Raw genomic sequence first — 18,947 nt, forward strand, 5'->3', positions numbered from 1 at the left:
AGAAAGCCGGGTTTCCGGCGGGGCTCTTAACTACCTCGCATCAATTGCAGCTCATCAAGTATTCATCCTTCCTGCCGTAAAAGAGGCAAGACCTCGAGCTTCCCTATTTCCGACGCGGACCAACCATGATTATCGCCTCAGACCCCCAGGCCTGGAAAGCGCGCCAGCGCCTGCCGTTCCACGAACGCATCCTCGCGCTCCCGCCGGAGGTGTGCGCGCTGGTACACCAGGTCAACGTGGCCTCGGGGCTGGACGCGGTGCCGGTGCCGGTCGCGCCCACCTCCGGCCTGCGCCGCGAACTGGGCGAGGCCATCTGCGGCATGCCGGCCGGCGTGCGCGAGCTGGTCGATCCGCTGCTGCTCGGCATCTGCCTGGGACAGGGGCTGGGCTCCTCGGGCATCACCGACGTCGTCGCCGACGCGCAGGGCCGGCTCCTCGGCTGCGTGGTCCTGCTCGACATCGGCCTGCTGGCCCCGCACGGCGCCAATTCCTGGGCCACGTGGAAGGAAAACCTGCCCTTCCTGTCCGGCGGCGAGTACACGCTGGCGGCGACGATCGCCAGCCCGGACCGGGACACGCGCGCCGGCGCCATGCAATACCTGCTGCTGCACGAGTTCGGCCATGTGCTGAGCGCCGGCCATCGTTTCCTGCCCGCGTGGTGGGAAGCCGTGCCCGCGCGCCCCTTCGCCTTCCTCGACCTGAGCTGGCGCATGGGCCCCGATGCGCGCTTCGTGCCGCATCCCGGTGCGGACTTCGACTTGCGCGGGGTGGTGGATTTCTATGGCGACAGGAAGCTCGACAGCGACGCCCTGCTGGCCGCCTGCGCCGGCCTGGAAGGCAGCGAGTTCGCCAGCCTGTACGGCGCCACCAATCCCTACGACGATTTTGCCGAGTGTTTCGCGAGCTATGTCCATTGCGAATTGCTGGACCGCCCGCAGACACTCGCGGTGGAAGCCGGCGGCAGTCCGGCGGCCTGGCTGGAACCCTTCTGGGACAGCCCGCGCAGCCTGCGCAAGCGCCGCTTCATGGAATGCCTGATGGGATCGGCGCAGACGGCGCCGGCGCCGGTGGCGCTCGCCGCCTGAGGAGGCTCAGGCGGCTTGTTCGATCCCGAGCTGACGTCGCAGCGCTGCTTCGTCGAGGAAATAGTGGCACAGCTCGGGACCGTCCGGATCGGCGCCGACCAGCACCGGCACCAGCTCGTCGTAGCGCGCGACCAGGCGCGGGTCGGCATCCACATCCACGACATCGACGCTGAAGGCCAGCCCTTCGCGCGCCATGAAGGCGCGCAGGGCCTCGAGCATGTCCTCGCACAAGTGGCAGTAGCTGCGTGAATACAGGGTGAAACGCGGCGTGCTCATTGCATCCCTTACTGGCGCGGCTTGATCACGACATAGCGCGTGACGTTGTCGCGCCGTACCAGCAGCGCCACGGTCTTCTTCGCATCCAGCTTGGCGACCAGGCCGTTGAACTGGGCGACGTTGCTGACCTCGGCATTGTTGATCTGCAGGATCAGGTCGCCCGGCTCGATGCCGGCGGCGGCGGCGCGACCGTCCGCGAAGTCGACCAGCACACCGGACTCCAGCTTCAACTCGCGCTTCTGGGCCGGGGTCAGGTCCGACACCTGCAGGCCGAGGGCATTGGTGGACTGCTCGGGCGTCTTCTTCTTCGGCTGGGGCTTGGCGCCGGGCGCCTGCTCGTCCTGCAGCTCGACGATGGTGACCGGCAGGTCGATCTGGCTGCCGCGGCGCCAGACGGTGACGCTGGCGCGGCTGCCGACGGCGCTGCCGCCGACCTGGCGCGGCAGGTCCGAACTCTTCTCGATGTCCTTGCCGTTGAATTTCAGGATGATGTCGCCGACCTTGACGCCGCCCTTGTCGGCAGGACCGCCCGGCTCGACCATCGCGACCTCGGCGCCGCGCGCGCGGCCCAGGCCCAGCGACTCGGCGACGTCGCGCGTGACTTCGCTGATCTGCACGCCGAGGCGTCCACGCGTGACCTTGCCGGTCTTCTTGATCTGGTCGGCCACCCGCATCACTTCGTCGATCGGCACCGCGAAGGAGATGCCGTTGTAGGCGCCGGACAGGGTCGCGATCTGCGAATTGATGCCGATGACCTCACCGCGCATGTTGATCAGCGGGCCGCCCGAGTTGCCGGGATTGACCGCGACGTCGCTCTGGATCAGCGGCAGGTATTCGCCGGTGTCGCGCGCCTTGGCCGAGATGATGCCGGCCGTGACCGTGTTTTCCAGGTTGAAGGGCGAGCCGATCGCGATCACCCATTCGCCGACACGGATCCGGTTCGAATCGCCGATCCGCAGCGACGGCAGGTTGCGGGCCTCGACCTTCAGCAGGGCGACGTCGCTGCGCTTGTCGGCGCCCAGCACCTTGGCCTTGAATTCGCGGCGGTCGGTGAGCGTCACCGTGACCTCGTCCGCGCCCTCGACCACGTGGGCGTTCGTCATGACGTAGCCGTCGTCGGAAATGATGAAGCCGGAGCCGACCCCGCGCTGCACTTCTTCTTCCTGGGGCTGCTGGGATCCGCGTCCGCCGCGGCCGCCGCGCGGCGGCATCTGGCCGCCGAAGAAGCGGCGCAGGAATTCCTGCATCTCGTCGTCCGCCCCGCCCTGGCCGAGCTTCACGCGCTCGGTGGTGCGGATGTTGACGACTGCCGGGCCGGCCTTGTCGACCAGGTCGGCGAAATCGGGCAGGCCGGCGACCGGCGGGGTGACCACGGGCGCGGCGCCGGCTGCGGCTGCGGCTGCAGGCGCCGCGGCCAGGGCGGCCGTGGAGAACATCAGACTCGCGCCCGCAAACATGAGGGCCGACAGGATCGTGCTACCAGTTTTGCTTGTCATGGGATCGATGGGTGTTCAGGCTTAAATTAATGTAATGGTAAGCCAAAATACCAACGTTGTCGCCACGGTACAGACCGATGGGTGCGGCTTCCACGGCGCCGCGTGGAGCACCTGGCAAAACCCGCATGGCGCCCTTGCATCGCCTCACCCTGCGGATTTTGTCAGGCGCTCTTGAGCTCAGCGCGGGCCGGCGGTGGCGGCGGCCGTTTCGACGGCGCCGGTCGCGCGCTTGCTCGGCGCGGGCTCGGCCGCGAGGCGCGCAGCGAGGCGCTCCGCGAAGCCGGGCGACAGCTCGGCCGTGGCCTCGGCGCGCAGGACGTCGCCGATGTGGTGGTAAGTATCCCAGGCCTGCTCGCCCTCCGGTCCGCCCAGCGCGGCCATGGCCAGCTCCAGGTCGGATTCGGCGGTTTCGCCGTCCATCAGGGCAGAGATGTATTCACGGTTTTTTTTGTTGGCGTCCATCTTGGTTCCATCACGTCGGTCTTCAGATCCTCGTTGTAAATCTGTTTCGCTGGCTACCGACGCTTGTCAGCCGGAATATCGAGCAAGGGCCTCAATTTCTCGGCAATCACCTCACGCGCCCGGAAAATCCGGCTACGCACGGTACCGATTGGACACGCCATCACTTCGGAGATTTCCTCGTAGCTCAAGCCTTCGATTTCGCGCAGGACGATCGCGGTCCGCAATTCCAGCGGCAGCGCTTCCATCGCGGCATTTACCGTGAACGCGATCTGCTTGCTGGCCAGGACGGACTCGGGTGTATTAATGTCTCGCAAGCTGTCTGCGTCGTCAAATCCTTCCGCCCGCTCGGCATCGGCTTCGGTCGAGGTTGGCGCGCGCCGGCCTTGCGTGACGAGAAAATTCTTTGCTGTATTTATTCCGATTCTGTACAGCCAGGTATAGAACGCGGAATCGCCGCGGAAATGGCGCAAAGCACGAAAGGCCTTGATAAAGGTTTCCTGCACCACGTCTTCCGCCTCGGCCGGGTCATGCACGAGGCGCGACACCAGGCGCATGAGCCGGCGCTGGTATTTCGACACCAGCAGGTCGAAAGCCCGGCGATCGCCAGCCTGGACGCGTTCAACCAGCAGTTGATCACACTCGCGTTCGGTTGTCACTGAACGTCCCTGTTGCTAAGAGTTGGCTCGTTGCAATAAGTTCATCGAATCCGGCTGTCCTGTGCGTTGCGGCCGCCGCGCCGCCCGAGCGCCAGGACGGCAGCCGCCAACACGCGCCAGACGCCCGGCTCGACGCTGTCGCGCCACACCGGCAGCACGCGTACGCGGGCGCGCTCGTCGCGCAGGCGCAGCAGCATCAGCGGTGGCCAGACGACGGAACCCGGCAACAGGGCCACGCCGGCCACGCCGTCCGCGGCATCTGCAGGTCCGGCCAGGCTGCGCTGGCACAGTCCTTGTTGTACCGTCAGGACCAGGTCACCGGTTCCAGAAATATCAATCCGGTGCGTCTTTGCCCGCCGCGACCCGGCATGCATCAGCCCGGCGCCCGCGACGGCCAGCATGAGCGCCTGGAATGGCGCCGCGTGGAAACGCACAGGCGCGACGATGCCGACCGCGAGCGCGGCGGCAAGCAGAGCCAGGCCGGCGCCGATGAGCAAGAATCGATGGATGCGCGACGGCCTGACGATGGCGGAAACCGCTATCGGCATGGGCGATGGAATGCGTGAAAAGGAAGGACGTGGCCGCAATGGGCCGCAAAAAACAAAACGCCCATCCCTTAGACCGGGATGGGCGTTTTTGGTTCAGGCTCGATGCAGTCGGTCAGACCTTGGCAAATACCAGGGTGCCGTTGGTGCCGCCGAAACCGAAGGAGTTCTTCACCGCGTAATCGATCTTCAGGTCCCGCGCCGTGTTGGCGCAGAAGTCCAGGTCGCATTCCGGATCCTGGTTGAAGATGTTGATCGTCGGCGGGGACACCTGGTTGTGGATCGCCAGCACGGTGAACACGGACTCGAGGCCGCCGGCGCCGCCCAGCAGGTGGCCGGTCATCGACTTGGTCGAGTTGACCACCAGCTTGCCGGCGTGGTCGCCGAAGGTGCGCTTGATGCCCTTCACTTCCGCGACATCGCCGACCGGGGTCGAGGTGCCATGCGCATTCACGTAATGCACCTGGTCCGGGTTGATGCCGGCGTAATTCATTGCCGACACCATGCAGCGCGAGGCGCCGCTGCCATCCTCGAGCGGAGCGGTGATGTGGTTGGCGTCCGCGCTCATGCCGAAGCCGACGACTTCCGCATAGATCTTCGCGCCGCGGGCCTTGGCGTGTTCGTACTCTTCGAGCACCATGACGCCAGCGCCCTCGCCCAGCACGAAGCCGTCGCGGTCGCGGTCCCAGGGACGCGATGCCGTAGCCGGATCATCGTTACGCGAAGACAGCGCACGGGCCGAGGCGAAGCCGCCCAGGCCCAGCGGCGAGACGGTCGACTCGGCGCCGCCAGCGATCATCATGTCGGCATCGCCGTACTCGATCAGGCGCGCCGCCGCGCCGATGCAGTGCAGGCCGGTGGTGCAGGCGGTGACGATGGCCAGGTTCGGGCCGCGCAGGCCGAATTTGATCGACAGGTCGCCCGAGATCATGTTGATGATCGAGGCCGGAACGAAGAACGGCGAGATGCGGCGAGGGCCGCGGCTGTCGTACTCTTCCTTGGTCGCTTCGATCATCGGCAGACCGCCGATGCCCGAACCCACCATCACGCCGATACGGTCGGCGTTCTGCTCGGTGACTTCGATGCCCGAATCCTGCAACGCCTGGATACCTGCGGCCATGCCGAAATGGATAAAGGTATCCATGTGGCGGCCTTCCTTGCCGGGCAGGTAGTCCTCGACGTTGAAGTTCTTCACTTCGCCCGCGAAACGGGTCGAAAAGGGCGTTGCGTCGAACCGGGTGATGTTGGCGATCCCCGATTTGCCCGCCAAGGCGCTTTCCCACGCCTCGGCAATGCTGTTACCGATCGGGGAAATGCAACCCAGGCCAGTTACGACGACACGACGGTTGCGTGAACTCAAGCGTTTCTCCTGAATTACTTAAAAGCTTAGGCCTTGACGTGCGCTTGTGCGTACTCGATGGCTTGACGAACGGTGGTGATCTTCTCGGCTTGCTCGTCCGGGATCTCCATTTCGAATTCGTCTTCCAGTGCCATCACCAGTTCAACGGTGTCCAGCGAATCAGCGCCGAGGTCGTCAACGAACGAGGAATCGATTTTGATGTCTGCTTCCGCAACGCCCAGTTGCTCAGCGACGATTTTTTTAACGCGTTGTTCGATATCCGACATGTTATGGCTCCATTAGGTATGTGTTGCGGAAAGTGCGCGCATTTTATCAGGGTTTGCGCGTTGAAAAACTATTTTCAGCGTTTGACGCTATTTCGGCTGAAACTACTGCTAAAAGATGAGATCTGGCTTAATTCATGTACATGCCGCCGTTCACGTGCAGCGTCGTGCCCGTGATGTAGGCGGCCTGCGGACCGGCCAGGAAGGCCACCGCGTGCGCGATGTCTTCCGGCTTGCCCAGGCGGCCCAGCGGGATCTGGCCCAGCAGCGCTTCGTGCTGGCTGTCGCCGAGGGCCTTGGTCATGTCGGTATCGATGAAGCCCGGCGCCACGCTGTTGACGGTGATGTTGCGGCTGCCGATCTCGCGCGCCAGCGCGCGGCCCATGCCCTCCACGCCGGCCTTGGCCGCCGCGTAGTTCATCTGGCCCGGATTGCCGCTCGATGCGACCACCGAGGTGATGTTGATGATACGGCCCTGCTTCGCCTTCATCATCCCGCGCAGCACGGCGCGCGACAGGCGGCCGACGGCGCTCAGGTTGGTGGCGATCACGTTGTCCCACTCCTCGTCCTTCATCCGCATCGCCAGGTTGTCCTGGGTGATGCCGGCGTTGTTGACCAGAATGCCGATGCTGCCGACGTTCTTGGTCACGTCGTCGATCACGGCGCCGCACTGGGCCGCATCGGTGACGTTCAGCACCATGCCTTTGCCGCCGAATTCAGCCAGGTAGGCGGTAATGGCGTCGGCGCCGGCTTCGGTGGTGGCGGTGCCGACCACTTTCGCGCCCTGGCGCGCCAGTTCGAGTGCGATGGCCTTGCCGATGCCGCGCGATGCGCCGGTAACGAGGGCGACTTGGTTTTGCAGGTTCATGCTGATCCTTGGCTTTGATTGCTCTTATTCAGATGGGGTCAGAGCCCACCCGGGGACACCGGGATCTGACCCCATAGGTAATATTACTGTGCCGCGCCTTGCAGCGACGCCAGCACGCGCTCCAGCGACGCCTGGTCGACCAGGGCTTCGCCGGCCAGCACCGGGTCGATGCGCTTGGCCATGCCGATCAGGGTCTTGCTCGGCGCGCACTCGATCACCTGGGTCACACCCTCGGCCGCCATCTTCTGCATGGTCTCGACCCAGCGCACCGGGCCTGCGGCCTGGCGCACCAGCGCGTCCTTGATCGCAGCAGGATCGTGCAGGATAGCGACGTCGACGTTATTGATCAAGTCGATCTGCGGCGCGCGGAAAGTCAGGCCGGCCATGTAGTCGCGCAGGCGATCCGACGCCGGCTTCAGCAGCGAGGAGTGGAACGGCGCCGACACCGCCAGCTTCATGGCGCGCTTGGCGCCCTTGGCCTTGGCGATCTCGCAGGCGCGCTCGACCGCGGCGGTGTGGCCGGCGATCACGATCTGGGTTGGCTCGTTGAAGTTCACTGCCTCGACCACGTCGCCTTGGGCAGCCTCGGCGCAGACTTCGCGCACGGCATCGGCCGACAGGCCGAGGATGACGGCCATGCCGCCCTGCCCGACCGGCACCGCGTCCTGCATCGACTGGGCGCGGAAGCGCACCAGCGGCACCGCGTCCTTGAAGTCGATCACGCCGGCGGCCACCAGGGCCGAGTACTCGCCCAGGCTGTGGCCGGCGACGACGCTCGGGGCCGGGCCGCCGGCCGCGATCCAGGCGCGGTACACGGCCACGGCCGCGGTCAGCATCACCGGCTGGGTGTTGGTGGTCAGGTCCAGTTCTTCCTTCGGACCTTCGGCGATCAGCTTGCCGAGGTCCTGGCCCAGCGCTTCCGACGCCTCGGCCACGGTCTGTTCGACGACCGGGTTGCCGGCGAAGCCGTTCAACATGCCGACGGCCTGGGCGCCCTGGCCCGTAAACAGAAATGCGAATTTGCTCATTTTTTTTATACTCCTACTGTTTCGGGGGCATCGAAAACCGTCGCGAGCGGAAGAAGTTTCGTTCGAGAAGCGCAGCCGTACTTATGGTACGGCGAGCATCGCAGGACGAAAATTCGACGCGCAGCAGGTTTGCGATCCCCCTTCAGATCACATGCGGGCCAGGACGGCACCCCAGGTAAAGCCGCCGCCCACGCCTTCCATCAGGATGTTGTGGCCGGGCTGGATGCGGCCGTCACGCACCGCCTGGTCGAGGGCCAGCGGGATCGATGCGGCCGAGGTATTGCCGTGTTCGTCGACGGTCACCACCATCTTCTCGGGCGGCAGGCCGAGCTTCTTCGCGGTGCCCTTCATGATGCGCAGGTTGGCCTGGTGCGGAATCAGCCAGTCGATATCCGAGGCCGGCATCTGCGCGTGCTCCAGGGCCTCGTAGGCGACCTTTTCCAGCACCGTCACGGCCAGCTTGAACACCGCCTGGCCATCCATATAAAGGAAGGTCTCGCCGGAAATCGCGGCATTCGTCGGATTGGTCGGGCCGCACAGGATGTTGCCGTGGCTGCCGTCCGCGTGCAGCTTCACCGCCAGCACGCCCGGCTCTTCGGAGGCGCTCATCACGACGGCGCCGGCGCCGTCGCCGAACAGCACGCAGGTGCCGCGGTCGTTGAAGTCGAGGATGCGCGAGAACACTTCGGTGCCGATCACCAGCACGTTCTTTGCATTCCCGGCCTTGATGAAGGCGTCGGCGGTGGACATCGCATAGACGAAGCCGCTGCAGACGGCCGCCACGTCGAAGGCGGCGCTGTTGTTGCGGATGCCCAGCTTGTTCTGCACGATACAGGCCGTGCTCGGGAAATTGCCGTAGAAGTCGGGCGTCGAGGTGGCGACGATGATCAGGTCGATCTGCTCGGCCGCCAGGCCGGCGGCTTCCAGCGCCTTGTGCGCGGCCTTCACGGCCAGGTCGGAAGCGTTTTCATCGGCCGCCGCATAGTGGCGGGCCTGGATGCCGCTGCGGGTCACGATCCACTCGTCCGAGGTCTCGATGCCCTTCGCGCCCAGTTGGGCGGCAAGGTCGTGGTTGGTGACGCGCTGGGCCGGCAGGTAGCTGCCGGTCCCGATGATTTTGCTATACACAGTCATTACTTGGCCTGCTGAATGGTTGAGCCTGGCGCTTGCGGGTCAGGTGTGCTCGGCATCAACTCGGCGATCATCGCCGACAGTTGTTCCTGCACATTGTACTGAGCCGCATTATAGGCCCGTTTAATTGCCCACTCGAAAGCAAATGCATTTGCACCGCCATGGCTCTTGAACACCAGGCCGCGCAGGCCCAGCAGGCCGGCGCCGTTATAGCTTTCCGGGTTCAACTTCTTCAGCGACTTGCGGGCCAGCAGCGCGCCCAGCTTGGACATCGTGGTTTCCATCAGAGTCGCCTTGACGAAACGCGACAGGCCCTCGACCGCCTTCAGGGTCACGTTGCCGACAAAACCGTCGCAGACGATCACGTCGACCGTGCCCTTGAAGATGTCATTGCCTTCGACGTTGCCGTGGAAGTTCAGCACGCCGCGCTCGTGGTCGGCGCGCAGCAGGGCTCCCGTGGCCTTGACCACTTCATTGCCCTTGATTTCCTCGGTGCCGACGTTGAGCAGGCCGATACTCGGGCGGCGCTGCTCCATCGCCTGGAACAGCACGGCGCCCATGATGGCGAACTGGTGCAGGTGGTGCGGCTCGCAGTCGACGTTGGCGCCCAGGTCCAGCATATAGGTCGGGCTGCCCTTCTGGTTCGGCATGATCGAGCAGATCGCCGGACGGTCGACGTCGGCCATGGTCTTCAGGACGTAGCGCGAGATCGCCATCAGGGCACCGGTATTGCCGGCCGAGACGCAGACCTCGGCCTGGCCGTCCTTGACCAGCTCGATCGCCACGCGCATCGAGGAATCCTTCTTGCGGCGCAGCGCGACTTCGATCGGATCGTCCATCGCCACCACTTCGGCGGCGTGCTTGATGGTCAGGCGCGGATTGGTGTCCGCGTGATGTTTCTTGAGTTCGGCGCGCACTTGGTCTTCCAGGCCGACGAGGATGAGCTCGGCGTTGGGTTCGTGCTTGAGGAAGGCGAGCGCTGCCGGAATGGTAACCGAGGGGCCGTGATCGCCGCCCATGCAGTCAATGGAAATTGTAATTGTCATTTTTCGGGATGAACCGCGGCTCAGGAAAAGCGAGCGGCAGCGTGTCCTTGCACGGCAGGATGCCGGGCGGACTCAGCGGGATCGAAAACGACGGCGTACACGGACGTGCAACCGGAATCAATATCGCAAAAGAGAAAGCGGTGCCACGCACTGTTCATACGTTGCACCGCCTCCATGGAACAAAACTGCAAGACGCCGATTACTCGTCGTTCTTGGTCTTGATCACTTTGCGACCACGGTAGAAACCGTTCGGGCTGATGTGGTGACGCAGGTGGGTTTCACCGGTGGTCGGCTCGACGGCCAGGTTCGGTGCAACCAGGAAATCGTGCGAACGGTGCATGCCGCGCTTCGACGGGGACTTCTTATTCTGCTGAACTGCCATGATGACTCCTAAACATAAGTTCTAAAATTCTAACACAATCGACTTGCAATACCATGCTAATCGAGTATCCCAGCGGCAATAAACTTCATTGCCGACATGTTTAACGCTGCCTACATCTTGCTGACGCTGCCATACTCGACTGCTGCACGCGTTTGACACGTCTCTTGAGCGCCATGGAGCCCGCTTGCGGTACCCACGGCGCGAAACCTTACTTACTTCAATACTTCACTTATTCTGATTTGAGGCTCTTCAGTGCCGCGAACGGCGATACCTTGTCGGACTTCAGGGAGTCCATCAGCTTGGTATCGGGGCACACCTCGTGCTTCGGTGCCTGCGGCAGGGCCAGCAGGGCTTCATCTTCCAGCAACTGCCTGATATCGCAGCTTTGGCTGCCGACGATCACGTCGATGGTTTCATCGTCGAGGACTTCCTCGATCTCGTCCGCATCTTCATCGTTCTTGCCCAGCACCAGCATGGTCGACGAATCGAGTTCGTAGCCGAACGGCGCAAGGCAACGCTGGCAGACCAGTTGCACGGTGCCGGAGACCGACAGCGTCATCGACGGATAACCCTGCTTGGTCTGGCCGCCCTGGATCGCCCACTTGATCTCGCCGGACGGGTCGGCGCAATCGGCTGCCAGGCGGGGCATGTCCGCCACCGGCGTGACACCTTCACGATAGCCGTTGTTCCGACAGAATTCGAAGGCGTCGATGACAAAAGCGCTCATTTGGAAAAGCTTCCCCGGAAAACCTGCGATAATAACAGGCTTCTTCCCGCTCAGTCAAAGAATTCCGCACCAGCGTCGCATCCCGGCCCGCCTGGCCGCAGGGACCATCGGATTTGCTTGCCGGGAAGGCCTATCTATTTGTTTTGCTTATGAATATTGGACCGGCCGACATGATACCAAGTTCCGCTCCTGTGCGCCTGATCCTCGCTTCCAGCTCGGCCTACCGGCGCGAACTGCTGTCCCGGCTCGGCCTGCCCTTCGAGGCGATCTCGCCGGACATCGACGAGACCCCGCTGCCGGAAGAAACGCCGGACGCCACCGCCCTGCGCCTGGCGCGCGACAAAGCCGCCGCCATCGCCGAACGACACCCGGGCGCGCTCGTCATCGGTTCGGACCAGGTCGCAACGCTGGACGACCGGCAGATCGGCAAGCCGGGCGACCACGCGCGCGCCCTCGCGCAACTGCAGACGATGCGCGGACGCCGCGTCACCTTTCACACGGCGCTGTGCCTGTGGGATGGGCGCCTCGACCCCGAACAGGCCGCGCAGGCGGTGCAGGTCGAGAATATCCAGACCTTCGTCAGCTTCCGCGACCTGCCGGACCACGAGCTCGACGCCTACCTGCGCATCGAGCAGCCCTACGACTGCGCCGGCAGCGCCAAGAACGAAGGTCTCGGCATCGCCCTGCTCGAGCGCATCGACAGCCAGGACCCGACCGCCCTCACCGGCCTGCCGCTGATCGCCCTGACGGGCATGCTGCGCCGCGCGGGGATCCGCTTTTTTGAATGAACAGAACTTCCATGCCAGGCACTCTCTACCTGATCCCGAACACCCTCGGCCCGACCGAGGCCGCACCCCACGCCCTGTCCCACATCCTGCCCGAACAGGTGCAGGACATCGCTTCGAAGCTCGAGTATTTCGTGGCCGAGAACGCCAAGACGGCGCGCGCCTTCCTGAAACTGGTGGCGGTCGACCATCCGCTGGCGCGCCCGCTGCAGGAAATCCGGATCTCGGAATTGAACGTCAACACGCCGCCGCAAGCCCTGGCCGCCCTGCTCGCGCCGCTGCTGGAGGGTATGGATGCCGGCCTGGTGTCGGAAGCCGGGGTGCCGGCGGTGGCCGATCCGGGCGCCGACCTGGTGCGCCTGGCCCACCAGCACGGGATCACGGTGCGGCCGCTGGTCGGCCCGTCCTCGCTGCTGCTGGCCGTGATGGCGAGCGGCCTGAACGGCCAGAGCTTTGCCTTCAACGGCTACCTGCCGACCGATGCGGCCCAGCGCACCAAGCGCATCCAGCAGCTGGAACAGCGCTCGCGCGCCGAGAAACAGACCCAGCTGCTGATCGAAACGCCCTACCGCAACGCCGCCATGCTGGAAGCCCTGGCCGGCGCCTGCCAGCCGGGCACCCTGATCTGCGTGGCGACCGACCTGTCGCTGCCCAGCGAATCGGTGCGCACGCTCACGGCGGCCAAGTGGAAAGCCGCGCTGGCGGCGAACAAGGGGCCGGACTTCCACAAGAAGCCGACCGTGTTCCTGCTGCTCGGGCAGTAGGACTCAGTGGGTACGGGAGTCCGCACCCAGGCCGCGGACCCAGTCGAAGGCCGCCAGTTCGATCTCGCGGATCTGCTTGACCGACAGCCCCAGCCTGTCGAGGGCGCGTGCGAGGGCACGGCCGCACTGCTTGCCCTCCAGCTCCTCGGCCACGCTCAGCATCGCGCCGTAGTCGCCGGCGCGGTCCAGCAGCGCCGCCTTGACCTCCTGCGAGACGTCGACGCGGTCGAGGATACGGTCCATCGGCAGCGACAGCAGCGCATCCATCAGCGACATGATGCCGATCGTGAAGGCGGCCTCGGCGCCGGCGACGTCGCCCGGATGCAGGGTCTGGCTCATCAGCTCCAGCAGGCGGCCGCGCGTGGTGGCCATCTGCAGCAGCGGCGAATTCAGCTCGACCCGGCCATCCGGTGCGCTGTACAGCAGGATCTGCAGCCAGCGCTGCAGCTGGTTGCGGCCGAGCTGGACCAGGGCTTGCGACACCGATTCGATATGACGGTCCGGCCCGGCGGCGCGGCTGTTCACCAGGCGCAGCAGATTCAGGCTCAGGAGCGCGTCGCGCTTGACCGCGGCCTCGATGGCGGCGCTGTCGGCATTCGAGCCGATCAGCTCGAGCAGGCGCAGCACCACCAGTTCGGACGGCGAGATCTTCTTGCCCGACAGGATGGCCGGACGCGCAAAATAATAGCCCTGGAAATATTCGAAACCGAGCTCCAGGCAGAGGCGGAATTCTTCCACCGTCTCGACCTTTTCAGCCAGCAATTTATGGCGCGCGCCGCGCAAGCTGGTTGCCAGGCGCACCAATTCCTCGCGGTTGACACCCTTTAGGTCGATCTTGATCACGTCGACCAGATCGATCAGCTTGCTAACCTGCTCGGAATGTCCTATAACATCGTCGAGGGCGAACTTGAAGCCGAGATCTTTCAGTTCCCTGACCCGGGCCAGCACCTCGTCGGTGGGCTGCACGGTTTCCAGGATCTCGAGGATCACCCGGTCCGGCGGCAGGAAACGGACGAAGTCGCTCATCAGCACCACCTCGTCGACATTGACGAAGGCGAGCTGCTCCCCCACCACCTGCTCCATGCCCAGCTGCGAAGCGTGGGCGATGACGGTGGCGGTCGCGGCGGCGTAATCGGTCAGTTGCGCGTCCTCGTGCTCCGGGGCAGCCCGAAACAGCAGCTCGAACGCCACCAGTTTCTGGTCGCGCCCGAGAATGGGCTGGCGCGCCAGAAAGAATTCATCGGACGGCATGGACGTGACTGCCGTTGCATCCGCGTGCATCGTAAAAACTCCTGAGAATCAATTTCGGCACGCAAATGCGAGCCGGGGCCAAGGGATCGCCCGGCACCACTTCGACTATACTACAGACGCGTAGTCTTTACATTTCGACATCGTATCAAATCGTTACGAAGTGGCTTCAGCCGCGGCCTGGCGTCTTGCGTTTATTGCTTCGCGCGGCCGATTGGTTCTGGTCTGCGTAGCGGAAGGCGGGGACTTTCTTCTTGGCCGGCGCGGCGGACGGCTGGGCCGGGCGCTCGCCCGCGGCCTCCTTGCCGGCCCCAGTGCCCGTACCAGCGCCCTCGCGCTTGCGCGGACCTTCGCCGAAGGGCTGGCCCGGCAGGCGCAGGCTGCCGGCGCCGGACAGCGGACTGGCGCGGCGTGCATTGCCGACCGGCTTGCGCGGACCGCTGTCGAGGCCGCGCGTGCCGACCGTCGTCCCGGTGACCTGGCTGCCTTTTTCGATGCGGAAGGTAGCGCCGCTGTCCTGGCCGAGCACCTGCACCAGGTAGGGCATGGTTTCGCGCAACATCGGCTCCAGCGTGTAGGGCGGGTTCAGGATGAACATGCCGCTGCTGTGCATGCCGGTGCCGTCCGGTCCCGGCGTGGCCACCGTCAGGGTCACGTGCAGCCATTCCTTGGCCGGCAGGCGCTTCAGGCGGTCGGCGAACTGGCGCGATTCCATGCGCTGCAGCACCGGGTACCAGACCGCGTAGATGCCGGTCGGGAAGCGGCCGAGGGCTTCTTCCAGCGCGTCGCGCACATGCTTGTAGTCGAGCTTGACTTCATACGGCGGGTCGATCAGGACCAGGGCGCGGCGCGACGGCGGCGGCAGCAGCGCTTTCAGTCCATGGAAACCGTCGGCATGGTCGATCAGGATGCGTCGCCCGCGCGAACGTTCGCCCTGCTCGGCCTTGTGCGCCTCCAGCTTGCGGAAATTATCCACCAGCAGGCGCGTGTCGGCCGGGTGCAGTTCGAACAGGCGCAGCCGGTCTTCGGGACGCGCCACCTGTTCGGCCACATAGGGTGAGCCGGGGTAGTAACGCAGGCGGCCGGAAGGGTTCATGGCGCGCACCAGGTTCACATAGTCGGCCAGCGCCGGCGGCAGATCGTCGCGCTCCCACAGGCGCGCGATGCCGTCCAGGTATTCGCCGCTTTTCACCGCCTGCGCGCTGTCGAGGGCATACACGCCGGCACCGGAATGGGTGTCGATATAGGTATAGGCCGCGTCCTTCTGATTCATGTACTGGTGCAGCTGCACCTGTATGAAGTGCTTCAGGACATCGGCGTGGTTACCCGCGTGGAAGGCGTGGCGGTAGCTGAACATGGTGATTCCAAGGATGAGGCAAGAAAGATGCCATTATCGCCCAGATGCGCCCCGCTCCCAAAAATTAAAAAAGCCGCAGCGCCTTTTGAGCGCTGCGGCTGCCACCGCGAACAACGGAGGAAACCAATTAAAAGCCTTGCGTGTGCTTACGCGACCTTTTTCTCGTCGAAGAACTGCTCATCCTCGGTCGACCCATGGAGCGCGGTCGTCGAGCTCTGGTTCTGCTGGATGGTCTGGGTCACGGCGTCGAAGTAGCCGGTGCCGACCTCGCGCTGGTGCTTGACCGCGGTGAAGCCCTTGTCGGCGGCCGAGAATTCGGCTTCCTGCAGCTCGACGAAGGCCGACATGCCGCGCCGTGCATAGCCGTGCGCCAGGTTGAACATGCTGTAGTTCAGGGCGTGGAAGCCGGCCAGGGTGATGAACTGGAACTTGTAGCCCATGGCGCCCAGCTCCTTCTGGAACTTGGCGATGGTGGCGTCGTCCAGGTTCTTCTTCCAGTTGAACGAAGGCGAGCAGTTATAGGCGAGCATCTTGCCCGGGAATTTTTCGTGGATCGCCTCGGCGAAGCGCTTGGCGAAGGCCAGGTCCGGCTTGCCGGTCTCGCACCACACCAGGTCGGCGTAGGGCGCATAGGCCAGGCCGCGCGAAATCGCCTGTTCAACACCCGGCTTGACGCGGTAGAAGCCTTCCACGGTGCGCTCGCCGGTGCAGAAAGGCTGGTCGATCGGATCGACGTCGGAGGTCAGCAGGTCGGCCGCCTCGGCGTCGGTGCGGGCGATCACCAGGGTTGGCGTGCCCATCACGTCGGCCGCCAGACGGGCCGCGGTCAGCTTCTCGACCTGCTCCCGGCTCGGCACCAGGACCTTGCCGCCCATGTGGCCGCATTTCTTGACCGAAGCCAGCTGATCTTCGAAGTGGACGCCGGCCGCGCCCGCATCGATCATCGATTTCATCAGTTCGAACGCATTCAGCACACCGCCGAAGCCGGCCTCGGCATCGGCCACGATCGGGGCGAAGAAATCGATGTCGTCCTTGCCTTCCGACCATTGGATCTGGTCGGCGCGCTGGAAGGTGTTATTGATGCGCTTGACGACCATCGGCACCGAATTGGCCGGGTACAGCGACTGGTCCGGATACATCTCGCCGGCCAGGTTGGCGTCGCCCGCCACCTGCCAGCCGGACAGGTAGATCGCCTTCAGGCCGGCTTTCACCTGCTGCATGGCCTGGTTGCCGGTCAGCGCGCCGAGGGCGTTGACGTAGGGCTCGTTGTTGACCAGGTCCCACAGCTTCTCGGCGCCGCGGCGCGCGATGGTGTGTTCGATCTGCACCGAACCGCGCAGGCGGATGACGTCCTCGGCCGTGTAATTGCGGACCACGCCCTTCCAGCGCGGGTTGTTGTCCCAGTCCTGCTGGAGGGCGGCGATTTGCTGTTCACGAGTTGCCATGCTTGTTCTCCTGATGATGAATGATGAAAGCTGAGTTGGAAGAAGCTTCGTTACCGATATCTTAGGCCCGCTTGTGCGCAGCACCAACACTCTTATATAAGACATAGGAATATTTTTATTGCCTTATCCATCAATTACTTAGACCTATCATTCCATGATGTGGAAGATAATTTCTCAGAATGGAAGCGTGTGGGCCTGCCCTTTTTGTGCAGTTTTCATATTCACGAACAGCATTTCGGATAGTGGAAAATCGTCGGTATAGACCCTGGGTTCGATGCGGCTCATCGGTGAGATTGTTGCGTATTTACCGGCATCCCACAAAAAACATTGCAGTAGAGAATGAAAAATTGACAAAAATCATCAATTTCTTCAATATGCCGTTTGCCTGTTACCAAAACTTATAAAGACCGCCGGCCGCCCGGGCTGAGCCGGCCATCCTCATCACCAGGGAAAAAATGCACAAGACACTGAACAGCATGGCGTTCGCCGCCCTCGCCGGCGCCGCCATCGTCCCGGCCCACGCCGGCCTGCTCACCACCGATGGCGTCACCTTCAGCTCGAACTGGTCGGGCAATGTCCTGACCCTGGAAATCGACGCTGCCGGCCGCACCGACGGCTGGGCCAAGGCGACCGGCCTGGCGGCGCTGGAACTGGACGGCATCGGCACCTACACGGGCGTCAGCGTGTCCGCGGCGCCGAAGGGCAGCACCGGCTGGACCGTTTCCGCCTCCGAACTGAACGCCCAGGGCTGCTCGAGCGATACCAGCGGCCAGGCCGGCAGCCGCCTGTGCTTCTTCGGCCAGCAGATCGCGCTGAGTGACGACATGGTGTTCAGCTTCAACTTCAGCGGCAAGGGCGTCCAGGCGATCGATCCGCACGTCAAGGTGCAGTTCGTGGACAGTAGCGGCAAGAAAGCCGGCGACCTGCTGTCGCAGACCCTGCCCGCCTCGCCCGCCACGAACGCCGGCAGCGGCGCCGGCAGCGGTTCCGGGTCGGCGAATGGCAGCGGCGTCCCGGTCACGGAGATCCCGCCGCTGGCCGACCAGGGCACGACCGAACCGGTCGGCACGCCGCCAGGGAACCAGACCGGCGCCGGATCCGGCAGCGCCGCCGACAGCGCGGCCGCCGTGCCGGAACCGCAGAGCATCGTCCTGCTGCTGGCCGGCCTCGGCCTGATGGGCCTGGTCGCACGCCGCAAGCGCCGCGGCTGAGCGCTGCCGCTTCCCGCCGACGGCCGCCGCGTGCGGCCGTTTTCCATTTTGGCGTCCATATGGGTGTTACAAAAGCTGAGTTAGCTGCTTAACAGAGTGCATCGTCCTCTCCGAATACGCTGAGTTTGCGGACTCATCCGCACCGCCGGTCCGTTCGCAGGACGCGAAGGGCCGGCACCTGCGACACAAGGCAAAAGGAGAACGAAAGTGAATACCACGATCCGAAAGACGCTGCTTTCCTCGCTGCTGGCTGTGGGCGCCATCGCCTCGGCCCAGGCCGGCACCCTGGAGTACCAGGGCGTCACCTTTACATCGTCCTGGATGGACAATGTGCTGACCCTCGAAATCGACGCCGCCCACCCGACCGGGGACTGGGCCGGCGCGAATACCATCGGTGCCCTGCAGCTGAAGGGCCTCGGCAGCTTCGACGGCGTGAGCCTGCTTTCGGCGCCGGGCGGCGCGGCCAACTGGACGCTGTCGAGCAATGAGCTGAACGCGAACGGCTGCGGCGGCGGCGCCCATGCCGGCGCCAGCCTGTGCTTCTCCGGCGACCACATCGCGCTGTCGGACGACATGGTCTTCAAGTTCACCTTCAACGGCGGCGCCACCGACTTCACGTCGCCGCACGTGAAGGTCAACTTCTTCAATGGCGACGGCGGCCGCAAGGTCGGCAGCCTACTGTCGGAAAACATCCCGCTGGCGCCGGTGCCCGAACCGCAGACCTACGCAATGATGCTGGGCGGCCTGGCGGTGCTGGGGGCGATGGCGCGGCGGCGCAAGGCGCGCCGCTGACTGACGCCGGCCCCGGCCAG

Annotated in this window: 21 protein-coding genes; 5 read left to right on the forward strand and 16 right to left on the reverse strand. The window is 64.5% G+C overall.

Translation table 11 applies throughout. The features are described 5' to 3' along the window. Positions 1-125 precede the first annotated feature (125 nt). Positions 126-1,085 (forward strand): hypothetical protein, encoded by a 960-nt coding sequence (locus tag AM586_RS06210; protein WP_047826426.1) that lies wholly within the window; start codon positions 126-128, stop codon positions 1,083-1,085. 6 nt (positions 1,086-1,091) lie between these two features. On the opposite strand, the gene AM586_RS06215 is transcribed toward AM586_RS06210, so the two are convergent. The 13 genes from AM586_RS06215 to AM586_RS06275 all read right to left on the reverse strand — a co-directional run bounded on the left by AM586_RS06215 (position 1,092) and on the right by AM586_RS06275 (position 11,325). Further along, positions 1,092-1,361, reverse strand: a complete 270-nt coding sequence (locus AM586_RS06215; RefSeq protein ID WP_047826427.1) for a glutaredoxin family protein — start codon at positions 1,359-1,361, stop codon at positions 1,092-1,094. A gap of 8 nt (positions 1,362-1,369) precedes the next feature. After that, the gene (locus AM586_RS06220; protein WP_052234439.1) at positions 1,370-2,857 is read right to left on the reverse strand and encodes a DegQ family serine endoprotease; all 1,488 of its coding nucleotides are present in this window, start codon (positions 2,855-2,857) and stop codon (positions 1,370-1,372) included. Between the two features lie 177 nt (positions 2,858-3,034). Beyond that, the gene (locus AM586_RS06225; RefSeq protein ID WP_047826429.1) at positions 3,035-3,319 is read right to left on the reverse strand and encodes a sigma-E factor negative regulatory protein; all 285 of its coding nucleotides are present in this window, start codon (positions 3,317-3,319) and stop codon (positions 3,035-3,037) included. Between the two features lie 53 nt (positions 3,320-3,372). Further along, positions 3,373-3,975, reverse strand: a complete 603-nt coding sequence (rpoE, locus tag AM586_RS06230) for an RNA polymerase sigma factor RpoE (protein WP_047826430.1) — start codon at positions 3,973-3,975, stop codon at positions 3,373-3,375. Positions 3,976-4,016: 41 nt separating this feature from the next. Beyond that, positions 4,017-4,523 (reverse strand): hypothetical protein, encoded by a 507-nt coding sequence (locus tag AM586_RS06235; protein WP_156328267.1) that lies wholly within the window; start codon positions 4,521-4,523, stop codon positions 4,017-4,019. Between the two features lie 112 nt (positions 4,524-4,635). Further along, positions 4,636-5,895 carry a beta-ketoacyl-ACP synthase II gene (fabF, locus tag AM586_RS06240; protein WP_373887951.1) on the reverse strand — a complete coding sequence of 420 codons (1,260 nt, stop codon included), beginning with the start codon at positions 5,893-5,895 and terminating at the stop codon, positions 4,636-4,638. An 11-nt stretch (positions 5,896-5,906) separates the two neighbouring features. After that, entirely contained in the window at positions 5,907-6,146 is a 240-nt protein-coding gene (gene acpP / locus AM586_RS06245) for an acyl carrier protein (protein ID WP_036168404.1), read from the reverse strand. Positions 6,147-6,273: 127 nt separating this feature from the next. Further along, complete coding sequence (gene fabG, locus AM586_RS06250) at positions 6,274-7,011, reverse strand: 3-oxoacyl-ACP reductase FabG (RefSeq protein ID WP_047826433.1); 738 nt, start codon at positions 7,009-7,011, stop codon at positions 6,274-6,276. Between the two features lie 83 nt (positions 7,012-7,094). Then, entirely contained in the window at positions 7,095-8,039 is a 945-nt protein-coding gene (fabD, locus tag AM586_RS06255) for an ACP S-malonyltransferase (RefSeq protein WP_047826434.1), read from the reverse strand. A 147-nt stretch (positions 8,040-8,186) separates the two neighbouring features. After that, entirely contained in the window at positions 8,187-9,173 is a 987-nt protein-coding gene (locus AM586_RS06260; RefSeq protein WP_047826435.1) for a beta-ketoacyl-ACP synthase III, read from the reverse strand. Next, entirely contained in the window at positions 9,173-10,216 is a 1,044-nt protein-coding gene (plsX, locus tag AM586_RS06265; protein ID WP_047826436.1) for a phosphate acyltransferase PlsX, read from the reverse strand. Before plsX ends, AM586_RS06260 begins: the two co-directional genes overlap by 1 nt. 199 nt (positions 10,217-10,415) lie before the next feature. Next, complete coding sequence (gene rpmF, locus AM586_RS06270; protein WP_036168414.1) at positions 10,416-10,598, reverse strand: 50S ribosomal protein L32; 183 nt, start codon at positions 10,596-10,598, stop codon at positions 10,416-10,418. 229 nt (positions 10,599-10,827) lie between these two features. After that, positions 10,828-11,325 carry a DUF177 domain-containing protein gene (locus tag AM586_RS06275; protein ID WP_047826437.1) on the reverse strand — a complete coding sequence of 166 codons (498 nt, stop codon included), beginning with the start codon at positions 11,323-11,325 and terminating at the stop codon, positions 10,828-10,830. Between the two features lie 170 nt (positions 11,326-11,495). Between AM586_RS06275 and AM586_RS06280 the strand changes: the two genes are divergently transcribed. Together AM586_RS06280 and AM586_RS06285 are read left to right on the forward strand one after the other, a co-directional pair. Then, positions 11,496-12,113 (forward strand): Maf-like protein, encoded by a 618-nt coding sequence (locus AM586_RS06280; protein ID WP_047826438.1) that lies wholly within the window; start codon positions 11,496-11,498, stop codon positions 12,111-12,113. Between the two features lie 11 nt (positions 12,114-12,124). Further along, entirely contained in the window at positions 12,125-12,874 is a 750-nt protein-coding gene (locus tag AM586_RS06285; protein ID WP_047826439.1) for an SAM-dependent methyltransferase, read from the forward strand. A gap of 3 nt (positions 12,875-12,877) precedes the next feature. Here AM586_RS06285 and AM586_RS06290 read toward each other — a convergent pair whose 3' ends face one another. From AM586_RS06290 to aceA, 3 genes are all read right to left on the reverse strand, one after another. Further along, a complete protein-coding gene (locus tag AM586_RS06290; protein ID WP_047826440.1) occupies positions 12,878-14,155 on the reverse strand; it encodes an EAL and HDOD domain-containing protein in 1,278 nt (425 codons plus the stop codon). Between the two features lie 136 nt (positions 14,156-14,291). Further along, entirely contained in the window at positions 14,292-15,479 is a 1,188-nt protein-coding gene (locus tag AM586_RS06295) for a 23S rRNA (adenine(2030)-N(6))-methyltransferase RlmJ (RefSeq protein WP_082439691.1), read from the reverse strand. 146 nt (positions 15,480-15,625) lie between these two features. Continuing rightward, a complete protein-coding gene (aceA, locus tag AM586_RS06300; protein ID WP_047826441.1) occupies positions 15,626-16,924 on the reverse strand; it encodes an isocitrate lyase in 1,299 nt (432 codons plus the stop codon). 455 nt (positions 16,925-17,379) lie between these two features. Here aceA and AM586_RS06305 point away from each other — a divergent pair, with 455 nt between their 5' ends. Beyond that, positions 17,380-18,135 (forward strand): PEP-CTERM sorting domain-containing protein, encoded by a 756-nt coding sequence (locus tag AM586_RS06305; RefSeq protein ID WP_082439692.1) that lies wholly within the window; start codon positions 17,380-17,382, stop codon positions 18,133-18,135. A gap of 207 nt (positions 18,136-18,342) precedes the next feature. Continuing rightward, positions 18,343-18,927, forward strand: coding sequence for a PEP-CTERM sorting domain-containing protein (locus AM586_RS06310; protein ID WP_047826443.1), 585 nt, complete (start codon positions 18,343-18,345; stop codon positions 18,925-18,927). Positions 18,928-18,947 lie beyond the last annotated feature (20 nt).

The sequence above is a fragment of the Massilia sp. WG5 genome, assembly GCF_001412595.2.
GTDB lineage: Bacteria > Pseudomonadota > Gammaproteobacteria > Burkholderiales > Burkholderiaceae_D > Telluria.